The organism is Wenzhouxiangella sp. XN201 (assembly GCF_011008905.1).
GTDB lineage: Bacteria > Pseudomonadota > Gammaproteobacteria > Xanthomonadales > Wenzhouxiangellaceae > Wenzhouxiangella.
The window spans coordinates 54,165-66,673 of record NZ_JAAIVI010000015.1; the positions used below are offsets into that span (position 1 = coordinate 54,165).

General features: G+C 64.7%; 15 protein-coding genes. 4 read left to right on the forward strand and 11 right to left on the reverse strand.

Going from position 1 to position 12,509, the window contains the following annotated elements; genetic code table 11:
* The first annotated feature begins 92 nt into the window (after window positions 1-92).
* Both G4Y73_RS00380 and G4Y73_RS00385 read left to right on the forward strand, forming a co-directional pair.
* Window positions 93-761: a YdcF family protein gene (locus tag G4Y73_RS00380; protein ID WP_164228282.1), complete on the forward strand. Its 669-nt coding sequence runs from the start codon at window positions 93-95 to the stop codon at window positions 759-761.
* A gap of 209 nt (window positions 762-970) precedes the next feature.
* A complete protein-coding gene (locus G4Y73_RS00385; RefSeq protein WP_164228284.1) occupies window positions 971-1,774 on the forward strand; it encodes an EAL domain-containing protein in 804 nt (267 codons plus the stop codon).
* Here the strand turns inward: G4Y73_RS00385 and hisIE are convergent.
* From hisIE to G4Y73_RS00440, 11 genes are all read right to left on the reverse strand, one after another.
* On the reverse strand, window positions 1,755-2,438 hold the full coding sequence (hisIE, locus tag G4Y73_RS00390; RefSeq protein WP_276207510.1) for a bifunctional phosphoribosyl-AMP cyclohydrolase/phosphoribosyl-ATP diphosphatase HisIE: 684 nt from the start codon (window positions 2,436-2,438) through the stop codon (window positions 1,755-1,757). The two genes, G4Y73_RS00385 and hisIE, sit on opposite strands and share 20 nt — an antisense overlap.
* Before the next feature lie 117 nt (window positions 2,439-2,555).
* Window positions 2,556-3,323 carry an imidazole glycerol phosphate synthase subunit HisF gene (gene hisF / locus G4Y73_RS00395; protein ID WP_164228289.1) on the reverse strand — a complete coding sequence of 256 codons (768 nt, stop codon included), beginning with the start codon at window positions 3,321-3,323 and terminating at the stop codon, window positions 2,556-2,558.
* Window positions 3,311-4,045: a 1-(5-phosphoribosyl)-5-[(5-phosphoribosylamino)methylideneamino] imidazole-4-carboxamide isomerase gene (locus tag G4Y73_RS00400; RefSeq protein ID WP_205596430.1), complete on the reverse strand. Its 735-nt coding sequence runs from the start codon at window positions 4,043-4,045 to the stop codon at window positions 3,311-3,313. Before G4Y73_RS00400 ends, hisF begins: the two co-directional genes overlap by 13 nt.
* Before the next feature lie 170 nt (window positions 4,046-4,215).
* Complete coding sequence (hisH, locus tag G4Y73_RS00405) at window positions 4,216-4,803, reverse strand: imidazole glycerol phosphate synthase subunit HisH (RefSeq protein ID WP_164228290.1); 588 nt, start codon at window positions 4,801-4,803, stop codon at window positions 4,216-4,218.
* A gap of 214 nt (window positions 4,804-5,017) precedes the next feature.
* Window positions 5,018-6,079 carry a bifunctional histidinol-phosphatase/imidazoleglycerol-phosphate dehydratase HisB gene (gene hisB, locus G4Y73_RS00410; RefSeq protein WP_164228292.1) on the reverse strand — a complete coding sequence of 354 codons (1,062 nt, stop codon included), beginning with the start codon at window positions 6,077-6,079 and terminating at the stop codon, window positions 5,018-5,020.
* Window positions 6,076-7,140: a histidinol-phosphate transaminase gene (hisC, locus tag G4Y73_RS00415; RefSeq protein ID WP_164228294.1), complete on the reverse strand. Its 1,065-nt coding sequence runs from the start codon at window positions 7,138-7,140 to the stop codon at window positions 6,076-6,078. The genes hisB and hisC overlap by 4 nt, the downstream gene beginning before the upstream one ends.
* A complete protein-coding gene (gene hisD / locus G4Y73_RS00420) occupies window positions 7,137-8,447 on the reverse strand; it encodes a histidinol dehydrogenase (protein ID WP_164228296.1) in 1,311 nt (436 codons plus the stop codon). Before hisD ends, hisC begins: the two co-directional genes overlap by 4 nt.
* Window positions 8,444-9,334 carry an ATP phosphoribosyltransferase gene (hisG, locus tag G4Y73_RS00425; protein ID WP_164228298.1) on the reverse strand — a complete coding sequence of 297 codons (891 nt, stop codon included), beginning with the start codon at window positions 9,332-9,334 and terminating at the stop codon, window positions 8,444-8,446. Before hisG ends, hisD begins: the two co-directional genes overlap by 4 nt.
* Window positions 9,331-9,654 carry a YerC/YecD family TrpR-related protein gene (locus G4Y73_RS00430; RefSeq protein WP_164228300.1) on the reverse strand — a complete coding sequence of 108 codons (324 nt, stop codon included), beginning with the start codon at window positions 9,652-9,654 and terminating at the stop codon, window positions 9,331-9,333. Before G4Y73_RS00430 ends, hisG begins: the two co-directional genes overlap by 4 nt.
* A 134-nt stretch (window positions 9,655-9,788) precedes the next feature.
* Entirely contained in the window at window positions 9,789-10,178 is a 390-nt protein-coding gene (locus G4Y73_RS00435) for a hypothetical protein (protein WP_164228302.1), read from the reverse strand.
* 71 nt (window positions 10,179-10,249) lie between these two features.
* Window positions 10,250-11,176, reverse strand: a complete 927-nt coding sequence (locus G4Y73_RS00440) for a DMT family transporter (RefSeq protein ID WP_164228304.1) — start codon at window positions 11,174-11,176, stop codon at window positions 10,250-10,252.
* A 182-nt stretch (window positions 11,177-11,358) separates the two neighbouring features.
* Here G4Y73_RS00440 and G4Y73_RS00445 point away from each other — a divergent pair, with 182 nt between their 5' ends.
* Together G4Y73_RS00445 and G4Y73_RS00450 are read left to right on the forward strand one after the other, a co-directional pair.
* Window positions 11,359-11,520, forward strand: a complete 162-nt coding sequence (locus G4Y73_RS00445) for a hypothetical protein (protein ID WP_164228306.1) — start codon at window positions 11,359-11,361, stop codon at window positions 11,518-11,520.
* A 170-nt stretch (window positions 11,521-11,690) separates the two neighbouring features.
* Window positions 11,691-12,422: a DUF1295 domain-containing protein gene (locus G4Y73_RS00450; protein WP_240451108.1), complete on the forward strand. Its 732-nt coding sequence runs from the start codon at window positions 11,691-11,693 to the stop codon at window positions 12,420-12,422.
* Window positions 12,423-12,509 lie beyond the last annotated feature (87 nt).

The window sequence follows — 12,509 nt, forward strand, 5'->3', positions numbered from 1 at the left end:
GGCGCCAGTATAGGGAGGCCGGCGGTGGACCGCAATGATGGCATCTTCCCGGGTATGATGAGCGCCGCCGATCGTCAATCGTTTCCAACCTGATGAATACCGTTTCGACACTGACCCTGCGTGGCGCGCTGGCCGATCCGGCACTCAGGGAGACGCTGCTGGCCAGTACCGTCTTTCTGGTTCTGAGCCTGGGCCTGACCTATCTCGTCGCGTGGCTCTATGTCATTCGTTCCGCCTTGGTTCGGGAAGCTCGCTCGCGCGTCGACCGCCTGCTGGTCTGCGGCCATGCGCTGCGGGCCGGTCGACCGTCGGACGTGTACCGCCAGCGGCTGCACCGCGCGGCGAAGCTGGCGTGCGACGACCCGTCACTCGATCTGCTGCTTGCCGGCGGCGGCGCACCCTCGGAAGCTGCAGTCGGCCGGGAGTGGCTGCTGGCGCAGGCGGCTGTCGACGCCGATCGTATCGGTCTCGAGGCGGCTTCGACCGACACCTTCGAGAATCTGCGGCATGCGCGTGAAATGCTGGGGCCTGAAACGCGACTGGGTATCGTGACCAGCCGCTTCCACCTGGCACGGGTGCTGATCTATGCCCGTCAGCTCGGCCTGCGAGCCGCGCCCGTTCCGGCCGAGGACCGCTGGCGCTGGACGGTCGACAACGTGAAGGCCAGCTTGCGTGAGGCCGCATTCCTGAAGTGGTTCGTCTGCGGTCGTTTCTGGGCGCAGATCGCGCGACGCCAAAGCCTGCTCGAACGTATTCGTTGAGCCGGTGACGCATTGCGGCATTCCCCGACTGACGTCGGTCGCCCGGCGTCATCGGTCGTCCCCGAATGTTCTCCCGATTGTGTGAACCAGCCCGCGATTCAAGGTCATGTTAGGTGCGATACATCGCCTTGCACGATACTGGCACGGCATTTGCTTGGTTCCTGGTAACGAAGAATGACAGTCGCCCGGAACCACCAAGGAGATCGAACATGACCGGTTTCAACTACGCCCAGCCCTGCAGCACGCGCTTCGATGACTACCTGTCCGTGCTCGACGTGGGTATTCGCTTTGCTTTCCAGCCGGTGATCGATCAGGAGACCGGGGAAGTGAGCGGACACGAGGCCCTGGTGCGCGGTTGCAGCGGCGAATCGCCGGCCCAGATCATCGCCTCGGTGCGGCCGGAGAATCTGTTTTATTTCGACCAGGCCTGCCGTCTGGGCGCAATCGCGGAAGCCGCCCGGCTCGGGCTTGCCGGTGACCTGCATATCAACTGCACGGAAATCGACCCGCACAACCTGGAGCTGGCGCTGTCCTCGACGCATCGGGCTGCGCGCGAGAACGGCTTTCGGCCCGGGCAGATCGTGCTCGAATTCAATTCGCTCGAGCGCCTGGGCAGTCCGCGTCAGCTGGCCGCCGTTCGTTCACGGGCCAACGAATACGGCTTCCGCGTCACCGCCGACAATTTCGGCACCGGCGAGGCCGGTCTCAAGCGCCTGGCAGTGCTGCGGCCGGAGTTTGTCAAACTCGACCGGGAGCTGATCAATGGCATCCATGGCAGTCAGCGGCGGCAGGCGATGGTGATGGGTATCCTGGCGACCTGCCACGTACTCGGTATCCAGGTGATTGCTGCGGGTGTCGAGCAGAAAGCCGAAATCGAGTGGCTGCGTCGAGCCGGTATCGACGGTTTCCAGGGCTACTACTTCGGGCGGCCTGAACTGGCCCCGGAAGCAGATGAGCACGCGACGCCGCAGTGCGACTATGCCGGTGTGCAGTTCAGCGCTTGTGCCGCCTGAGTAAGACCTCGACTACTGAATCCAGGTCGCTGCCGGCCGAGTGCAGGCAAACCAGCAGGTGATAAAGCAGGTCGGCGGCCTCCGACTCCAGTTCCTCCCGCTCGCCAACAACTGCGGCGAGTGCGACTTCCACGCCTTCTTCCCCGACCTTCTGTGCGCAGCGTTTTCTACCTTCGGACAAGAGCTTCGCTGTATAGCTTTGTTCCGGATCGCTGTCGGCCCGGGACCGAACCGTCTGTTCCAGGCTGGCCAGGAATCCGACCCGCGGGCGGCGGTTAGCGCCGAAGCAAGTATCGGTGCCGGTATGACAGGTCGGCCCGTGCGGGCGGGCCAGGACCAGCAGGGTGTCGCGGTCGCAGTCGGCGATGACGTCGACCAGCGCCAGGTGGTTGCCGGAGGTCTCACCCTTGGTCCAAAGACGCTGCTTGCTGCGCGAGTAGAAGGTGACGTGGCCGCTCGAACGCGTCTTCTCGAGCGCTTCGACGTTCATGTAGCCGAGCATCAGCACGCGCCCGTCGTCGGCGTCCTGCACGATCACCGGCAGCAGACCGTCGCCCTTCTTCCAGTCGAGATTTTCAGTAGTCGGCTTGGTCATTTGCTGGTTTTCCTTTTGTCGAATGGAACCGCAGATGAACGCAGATAAACGCAGATCTTCAAAATGCATCTCTTGAAGGCGTCGACGGTGGATTCCCGATATCCTTTGGCGTTGAGATCCCCGAGTTCCTGTCGATCTAGAGGATCTTTATCTGTGTTCATCCGCGTTCATCTGCGGTTTCGTTAATTACTCCCTGACGATGACTCCCCGCCCGCGCAGCCAGCGCTTTAGCTCGGGGATGACGATCTGGCCGGAGTGGAACACGGTGGCGGCCAGGGCACCGTCGACGTCGGCGTCCCTGAAGGCGGCCAGGAAATGTTCGGGCGTGCCGGCACCACCGGAGGCGATCAGGGGGACGCGGCAGATTTCGCGCACCTGCGACAGCTGATCGATATCGTAGCCTTCGCGTACGCCGTCGGCGTCCATGCAGTTGAGGACGATCTCGCCGGCGCCCAGACGCTGGACCTCGGCGACCCAGCTCAGCGTATCGCGCCGCGGATCGACCATGTTGTCGGGGTCGCCGGTGTACTGTCGAACACGCCAGCGGCCGTCCTCGCGCATGGAGTCGATGCCGGCAACTACGCACTGCGAGCCGAAGGCATCGGCCAGTTCGCCGATCAGGGCCGGGCGCTCCAGCGCCGGGGAGTTGATCGAGATCTTGTCGGCGCCGGCATGCAGCACGGCGCGGGCGGTGTCGACGTCGCGAATGCCGCCGGCCACACAGAAGGGAATATCGATGGCCTCGGCGACGCGCTCGACCCAGGCGATGTCGACGCTGCGCTTCTCGGGGCTGGCGCTGATGTCGTAGAAGACCAGTTCGTCCGCACCCGCATCCCGATAACGATGTGCCAGTGCAACGATATCGCCCATGTCGCGATGATTGCGAAAGCGCACGCCCTTGACCACGCGCCCGTCGCGCACGTCCAGGCAGGGGATGAGTCTTACCGCGACCATTTCTGGATCTCCGCCAGGTCGACGCGGCCTTCGAGCAGGGCGCGGCCGACGATGCAGCCGGCCGCACCGGTTTGTGCGACCTCAACCAGGTCGGCGGCCGATCCGATGCCGCCAGACGCCTGCACGGCCAGCGACGAGAACCGGTCGCAGACCGACTCGTAAAGCGCCAGCGAAGGACCGGCAAACATGCCGTCGCGTTCGATATCGGTGCACAGCAGGTGTTTCAGTCCGGCATTGACCAGGCGCTCGAGCAGGGTGAACAAGTCGACTTCGCCAGACTCCGTCCAGCCGGCCGCACGCGGCATCCAGCCGCCGTCGATGGCTTGAGCGACGTCCAGACCGGCGACGATCCGCGCGCCGTCGGGCCCGGCCAGCCATTCGGCCACAGCCCCCGGATCGCGTACGCACAGGCTGCCGATGACCACCCGCTCGGCGCCGGCGTCGATCCGGCGCCGGAAATCCTCGCGCGAGCGCACGCCGCCGCCGGTCTGGATGGCGGTGTCGATTTCGGTGCACAGGCGTTCGATGATGGCGAGATTGGCCTCACCACCCCGGCGTGCGCTGTCGAGGTCGACAACATGAATCAGTCCGGCACCGGCGTCGGCATAACGCTTCGCCAGCACAATCGGGTCATCGTCGTAACGCGTCTCGCGCTCGTAGTCGCCCTGCTGCAGACGCACCACACGCCCGCCCCTGAGATCGATGGCCGGGATCAACTTCATGAAAATATTTGTCCACAGATGAACACAGATGAACACAGATAAAAATAAAGACTGGCCAAGCGGGGCGTTGAATACTCGGTGATGCCCTGAATCCGATTAGCCGTCGTTCGCGGCATTTTGCAATTGCAGTATCTGTGTTCATCTGTGTTCATCTGTGGACCCTTTCTTTTTCAGGTTTCAAGAAAGTTGCGCAGGACGCGCGCCCCGGCACCCGCGGATTTTTCGGGGTGGAACTGGCAGGCGGCGAAGTTCTTGTGGCGCACCACCGCGGCAAAAGCCTGGCCGTGTTGGCTGACCGCCACGGCGTGATCGACCGGTGCGGCGTAGCCGTGCACGAAGTAGAACCACTCTCCGCCGTCGAGACCGGCGGCGAGTGGGTCGTCGGCCACCCAGTCGAGCTGGTTCCAGCCCATGTGCGGCAGTCTCAGGCTGTGATCGACCCGGAGCTTGCGGACTCGTCCCGGAATCAGGCCCAGGCAGTCGACATCGCCCTCCTCGGACGAGTCGAACATCAACTGCAATCCCAGGCAGATACCCAGCACGGGCTGGGTCAGGCTGCTGATGACCTCGACCAGGCCGGCCTCGCGCAGGGCATTCATCGACCAGGCCGCCGCACCCACGCCGGGCAGGATCACCCGCGAGGCCGACCGGATGGTTTCGGCATCGCGCGTGAGCACCGACTCGACGCCGAGTCGGTTGAGAGCGTGTTGGACCGAGCCCAGATTGGCGCCGCCGGAATTGATCACCGCAATCGTCATTCCTGAGCTTCCGTCATGTGTATCACGCAGAGACGCAGAAACGCAGAGTTCGCAGAGGATAAGAAAGAAGGATCAAAAAGAGTTCGCTCATACAGAATTCTGATCGCTGGCGGAAAAGTGCCTGTCGTCTTCAATACACGTTTCTCTAGTTTTCTCTGCGTACTCTGCGACTCCGCGTCACTGCGTGAGCCCAAAGGAACAACCCCCCAAATCATCACAGAACCCCTTTAGTTGACGGCGTTCCGGAGCCGGTGCGGGCCAGGGCCGGTCGCAAGGCTCTCCCCACTCCTTTGAAACAGGCCTCCACCATATGGTGCGTGTTTTCGCCTTCAACCTTCACGTGGATGGCGCAGCGCAGTGCCTGGGCCAGGGAGGCGAAGAAGTGTTCGACCATTTCGGTGTGCAGGCCGCCGACCGATTCACGCGGAAAGTCGGCTAGGAACACGATCGCCGGCCGGCCGGACAGGTCGACGGCGACCTGCGCCAGGGATTCGTCCATGGGCAACAGAAAGCCGTAGCGGCCGATGCCACTGCGATCGCCCAGGGCCTGGTCGAGTGCCGCGCCCAGGGCCAGGGCGCAGTCCTCCACGGTGTGGTGTTCATCCACGTCCAGATCACCACGGCAGCTCAACTCCAGTGCGAAGCCGCCGTGCGCGGAAACCTGCTCGAGCATGTGGTCGAAGAAGCCGATGCCGGTTTCGATTTGCGTGGGGCCGGTCGCGTCCAGGTCGACCCGCACCAGAATGTCGGTCTCGCGCGTCTGTCGTCGGACTTCGCCCGTGCGCGCGGTCTGCAGCAAGGCACGGGCGATGCCCGGCCAGTCCAGCCCGTCGTGACCGATCCGGAAACCGCGCAGGCCCATGTTGTCGGCCAATTCCAGATCGGTTTCACGATCGCCGACCACCGCCGACTGGCGCCGGTCGAGTTCGGCGTCGCGCAGGTATTCGAGCAGCATGCCGATGCCGGGCTTGCGCGTCGGTGCATGGTCTTCTGGCAGGGTCGGATCGATGTGCACGGCGTCGAAGACGATGCCCTGGCTTTCCAGGATTTGCAGCAGCAGTTCCTGTGGCCCGCGGAAGTCGGCTTCCGGAAAGGCCTGGGTGCCCAGGCCGTCCTGGTTGCTGACCATCACGAAACGAAACCCGGCCGCCTTGAGCTGCAAAAGTGCCGGGATAACGCCGGGCATCAGTCGCAACTTGTCGAGGGAGTCGACCTGCTCGTCTTCGGGTTCGGCGATCAGGCAGCCGTCGCGGTCGATGAACAGAATCTTCTTCATGCTTGCCATCCTTGCAAAAATTCGATCAAGGCGGTGTTTTCCTCCGGTGTGCCGAGCGTGATGCGCACGCAGTTCGCCAGACCCGGCTGGCTCGACTGGTCGCGCAGGCGAATGCCGGCACCGCCCGCCGCGGCGACCAGTGCCGGGCCGTCGGCAGCGCGAACGAGCACGAAGTTGGCCTCGCCGGGCCACACACGTCGGATGGCCGGGTGCGCCTGCAGTGCGCTGACCAGGCGAGGCTTGTCGTCCATCAGCAGGTCGAGCTGGTAGCGTCGATTGACGATCGCTTCCGGTTCCAGCGCGGTCTCGGCCGCAACGACTGCCGGCGTGGGCAGCGGATAGGGCGGGATGATGCGGCGCAGGATGTCGATCACCTCGGCCGAGGCGATCAGTGCGCCCAGGCGGCAGCCGGCCAGGCCGAAGGCCTTCGACAGGGTGCGCAGCACCACCAGGTTGGGCTGCTGGTTCACCCGCGAGGCCAGGGAAGAGCGCTCGGAGAACTCGATATAGGCCTCGTCGAGGATCACCAGTCCCGTGCCTTCGAACTCGCGGGCCAGGTCGAGCACGGTCTCGGCCGTCAGGCCATTGCCGGTGGGGTTGTTGGGCGAGCACAGGAACAGCAGTTTGGCCGGCCTGGCCGCCGCCAGGCCGGCCCGATCCAGGTCGAAGCCATCCGCGGTCTCGTGCAGGGGGACTTCCTGCAGCTTCGCGCCCTGGATGCGTGCCGACAGGGCGTACATGCCGAAGCACGGCGGACAGGTGATCACGCCGTCTTCGCCCGGGCGCACGAAGGCGCGGTTGAGCAGGTCGATGCCCTCGTCGCTGCCGCGGGTCAGCAGCAGGTTGCGTTCGTCGATGCCGTAGTGCCTGGCCAGCTTGTTTCGAAGCGCGGCCGGCTGCGGTTCCGGGTAGCGGTTGAGCGCCAATCCCCCGTCGTCCTCCGGCGGCCAGGGGTTTTCGTTGGCGTTGAGCAGGATGCCGGCGCTGTCGGCCAGTGCCCGTGCCGAAGCGTAGGGCGCCAGCGCGCGAATTTCCGGCCGGGCGAGATCGGCGATGCTCACAGTGACGACTCCCGCAGCCGGTCGAGGCGCAGTTGAATGGCCAAGCGGTGGGCATCGAGACCTTCGTGGGCGGCCAGCCGGGCGCCATCGGGCCCGAGTGTGCGCAGGCCCTCCGGTGTGGCCTCCTGGACCGTCATGCGGCGCATGAAATCGGTCAGGGACAGGCCGCCATATGAGCGCGCCCAGCCGCCGGTCGGCAGCACGTGATTGGTGCCGGAGATGTAATCGCCCAGGGCTTCGGGGGTGTAATGGCCGAGAAAGACCGAGCCGGCGCTGGTGATGCCCTCGCACAGTTCGCGTGCATTGGCGCAGGCGATGATCAGGTGTTCCGGCGCGTAGTCGTTGGCGACGTCGACCCCCTCGGTCAGTTGATCGACCGTGATGATGGCGCCGTGCTCGAGCGCCTGGCGGGCGGTTTCGGCGCGCGGAAGTTCCGCGCTCAGTCGGTTCAGCGACCGGACGACTTCGCGCGCGAGCGTGGCGGAGTCGGTGACCAGAAAGACCTGCGAATCCGGGCCGTGCTCGGCCTGGCTGAGCAGGTCCATGGCGACGAAGTCGGGTTCGGCCGACTGGTCGGCGAGGACCATCACTTCCGAGGGGCCGGCCGGCAAGTCCATGGTCGCACCCGCGGGATCTTCGGCGGCCTGGCGTTTGGCCTCGGCGACGAAGCGGTTGCCCGGACCGAACACACGCACGACCTTTGGAACCGATTCGGTGCCGTAGGCCATGGCCGCGATCGCCTGTGCTCCGCCGGCGACCAGCACGGTGTCGATTTCCAGGCGATGGGCGATGTAGCGCACGGCGGCGTCGGCCCGGCCGTCGGTCCCCGGGGGTGTGGCCAGAACGATCTGTTGGCAGCCGGCCAGGCGGGCGGGTACGCCCAGCATGATTGCGGTCGATGGCAGCGGCGCGGTACCGGCCGGGACGTACAGGCCGACCGGATCGAGGGCGCGCCAGCGCGCCTCGCAGGTCACGCCAGCAGCGGTTTCCACGACCTGGTCGCGAGGACGGGCGGTTTCGTGAAAGCGCGTGACGGTTCCGATCGCCGTGTCGATGGCCTGCAGCAGGTCGGTATCGAGTTCTCCGGCGGCCGAAGTCAGGTCCTCGGGCGAGGCCAGCAGGCGCGCGGGTGGGCGACCGTCGAACTTGCGGCCGAAATCCGCTACCGCCTGATCGCCGCCACGGCGCACAGTCTGCATGATGGCGCCGACGGTTTGGCGCAGTTCGGCGCTTGTCTCGAGGGCCGGACGGGCGAGCAGGTGTGATCGTCCAGCTGAATCGAGCTTGTTCCAGGCGACGATTTTCATGCCAGCATCTTCTCCACCGGCAGCACGAGCACGGCCGAAGCGCCGGCCGCTTTCAACTCTTCCAGGTGTTCCCAGAACACCTGCTCGGTGCACACGGCGTGTACGGCCACCCGATCGTCCTGGCCTTCGAGCGGCAGGATGGTGGGCGATTCGGCCCCGGGCAGGATCGCCGAGATCTCGGCCAGCCGGGATTTGGGCGCGTGCAGCATCACGTACTTGGTCTCGGCGGCCTGCTGTACGCCCTGGATGCGGGTCAGCAGTTTCGCCAACAGGATCTCGCCGTCGGCATCGATGCGCTGCGGGCAGCGATACAGCGCGGCCTGGCTGGTCATGACCGGTTCAATCGCCTTGAGGTGGTTTGCCCTGAGCGTGGTGCCGGTCGAAACCAGGTCGATGATGGCGTCGGCCGTACCCAGGCTGGGGGCGATCTCGACCGCACCGTTGAGGACCACGATGTCGGCCTCGACGCCGTTGTCCTCGAGAAAGCGGCGGGTCAGTTGCGGGTAGCTGGTGGCCAGGCGGCCGCCGGACAGGTCGGCGATGGACGTGGCGGTCGAGTCTTCGGGCACCGCCAGCTTGAGCTGGCAGTGGCCGAAATCCAGCTGCCTCAGGCTTTCGAGTTGTAGCTCGGGCCGGCGCTGGCGCGCCTCGAGCAGCTTTTCCTCGGCCACGTTCTCGCCCACGATGCCGAGCTGGCATACGCCTTCGATCAGCAGGCGCGGAATGTCGTCGTCACGCACCAGCAGCAGATCGACGGGCAGATTCCGGCCGTACCAGAACAGCTTGTCCTTGCTGCGCGCGAAATGCAGACCCGAACGCTCGAGCAGCTTGAGCGACTGTTCGGCCAGGCGGCCGGACTTCTGGATGGCGATTTGGAGTCGATTCATTGGCTTCGGTTGTCTTGGGTGTTGAGGCGCTCGAGGGCCATGCGGTAGCCACCATTGCCGCTTTCCAGGTAACGCGCAACGCGTCCGATGGTGGTCACGCTCACTCCGGTCAGGTCGTGGATCTCGCGGTAGGGCTTGCCCTGGTCGAGGTAGCGCACCACGCGCCAGCGGTCGACCAGGGCCTCGAGTTCGGCGGGCGTGGTCAGATCCTTGAGCAGGGCGCGCATCTCCTCGGGCGTGCGCATGGCCAGCAAGGCCTCGGCCAGGCTGGATCGGGCGGCGCGATTGGCCTGCAGGAACTGTGGATCTCGCTGTTTCATGGCAGCCTAATGTATTAACGCGTTAATACGATAACATGCAAATCGTGCTTGGCCAAGAGGGTGGGGGAAATCGAAGTGCGCAGTGGGCGGTGTTTGGTGGGAAGGGTCGGGGGAAGGGATTGGGGTGATTGGGGTCAGCGGCGGTCGGGCCAGCGCCGATAGGGGCTGCGCTGGTAGTCGCGCAGCTTGCGGCTACGGCAGGTGCTCAGGTGGCGGTCGCGCGCTTCGACCTGCTGGTAAGCGCGACGTGGCGCGGCGCGCAGGGCCCAGCGATAGTGCACTTCCCAGTCCAGCGTCCAGTGCTGGCCGGCGAAGCCGCAGACCATGTCGCGGGCCTGTTCGACCTGGCGCATGGACTCATTGGCATACCACCAGGCCAGTCGGTGTTGCGGGTGCTCTGGCTGATAGTGCTGGCGTGGCGGCCAGGCCGATTCGCCGCGCGGCGGCAGCGGCTGCTGGGCCATTGCCGTGGCCAGCTGCGCGAGCAGCAGAACCATCAGACCCAGGCGCAAGACGCCCGCCATTGTGAACGGCGCTTTCATGCCAGCATTATGGTTCGGGCGGCTGAATCCACTCTGAACCTCGAACACTCCAATTACGCCGCTGGCGGTCTCGGCTCGGTCCGAACCCGACGTCGCCAGCGCGAGCGCAGCGTGATCCAGAGTACGCCGATCAGCACCAAGGCGCCACCTGTGAGCAGCCGCGGGCCCGGTCGATCACCCCAGACCAGGATGCCCAGCAATACCGCCAGGATCGGTACCAGCAGCAAGAACGGCGTAATGCGGTTGACCTCGTGGCGCTGGATCAACCAGTAGAAACCGCCGTGGCCGATGATCGAGGAGGCCACCGCGGAATAGCCGACGGCCAACCAGACCTCGGGGTGTTCATGCGAGAGGTCCACCACGCTCGAGGGGGTTTCCAGCCAGATCGCCAGCAACATGAGCGGAATGACTGAAAGCAAAGCGTTCCAGGCCTGGAAACTGAATACCCCGATCCCCTGCAGGCGGCGCATGAGGATCGTGCCGGTCGCCAGTGACAGGGCCGAGACCAGGACCAGAGCCATCACGTCGAGTTGCGACAGCACCAGGGGGTCGAGTCCCATCACCAGGACGCCGCCGAAAGCAATCAGGATGCCGCTGGTCGTGCGCCAACCGATCCGCTCGCCCAGCACCAGTACCGCCATCAGCGTCGACAGCGGTACGTAGACCTGCATCAGCAGGACGATCGAGGAAACGTCTTCCGAGCGGCCCAGGGCCAGGAAGACCAGCGCGAAATGAATCGCCCCCATCGTCCAGCAGCACGCCAGCAGCGTTTTCCACTGATCGCGCGCGGGCAGGCGCAAAAACGGCAACAACAAAAGCAGCACCAGGGCGAAGCGTACGACGGTGAAGCTGACCGGCTCGAAAAAGCGCACCGCCCAGGCCGCGGCAATGAAATTTCCCGCCCACAGCAGGCAGATGAACAGTAGAAATAGCAGGTGCGACAGGGGCATGGGCGGGATGCGAGCGGGTCGGCCGGCCATTGTGCCCGAATCGACGGGTTCGGATGGACGCTGACTGTCAGGCAGTGGACGAAAACTGTCACTTCGAAGCGTTTCGGGCGCGTTTTCGATGACCTGGCGCACAAATTTGGCGGTTTCTACGGCTTTGGCACAGCGATTGCATATCTAACTGGCAAACGCAAAACTGACAGAGAGTGCCAACCATGTCCGAGATAACCGAACTGAATCACGAACAACGCAATCCTGATGTCGAACTGGGTGCTCGCGGCCCGGAAAGCAGTTTCGACAGCCTGCTGTCCGACGAAGTTGTCGTCGACTGGCTGATGCGGCTCGAGCGCGAACAGGAACACCGCGCCGTCGGCTGATCATACGCCCAAGAATTCGGGAAGGGGAACCCAAGGTGCATCACGGTGCACCAGTCTGACCGGTCGAACTCTGACCGGTAGCACGCGCCCGCCGCACGGCGGGCGTTTGCATTTCTGCTAATCTGCCCTGCATGGAATTGTTGATTGCGTTGGTCGCATGCGTCCTCGTGATGGTCCTGATCTGGGCCTGGCAGAGACGCTCACAACGCGCCGACTGGGTCGATGTGGCCTGGGCCGGCTTGATCGGTCTGCAAGCCATCGGTTTCGCCCTCGTCGCTGACGGAGCAGTCGAAAAGCGGCTGCTGGGCGGCCTGCTGGCGCTGACCTGGTCGGCTCGGCTCGTCTTGCATCTCGCGCAACGCCTGTCCAGCCATGACCATGAGGATGGTCGCTACCAGGCCATGCGCGAGCACTTCGGTCAGCGCGCCAACCGGTATTTTCTATTTTTCTTTCTGGTGCAGGCGCTGGTTGCCTGGCTGTTTGCCCTGCCCGCCTGGGTGGTGGTCAATGATCCGTCGGCCACCCTCGATTTGTGGGTGCTGGCCGGTGTGACCGTCTGGTTCATCAGCCTGGCCGGCGAATCACTGGCCGACCGGCAGCTGGCAGCCTTCAAGGCCGACGCCTCGAATCGGGGCAAGGTCTGCCGGGTCGGATTGTGGCGCTATTCTCGCCACCCTAATTACTTTTTCGAGTGGCTGCACTGGTTCAGCTATCCGCTGGTCGCCGTCGGCGCAGCCAACCAGTGGCTGGCCTGGCTGGGACCGGTGGTGATGCTGCTGTTTCTCTACCGGCTCTCGGGCATTCCCTACACCGAAAAGCAGGCGCTGAAATCCCGGGGCGAAGCCTATCGGGATTACCAGCGCACGACCTCACCGTTCATCCCTTGGCCGCCTAAGCGCTGAGGCGCCGCTGGGCGGGTACGGCGCCGCGCTCATACGAAATCGAAGATTTCGAAATCGCGCGGCACCGCACCCGCCCAGCTAGATTGC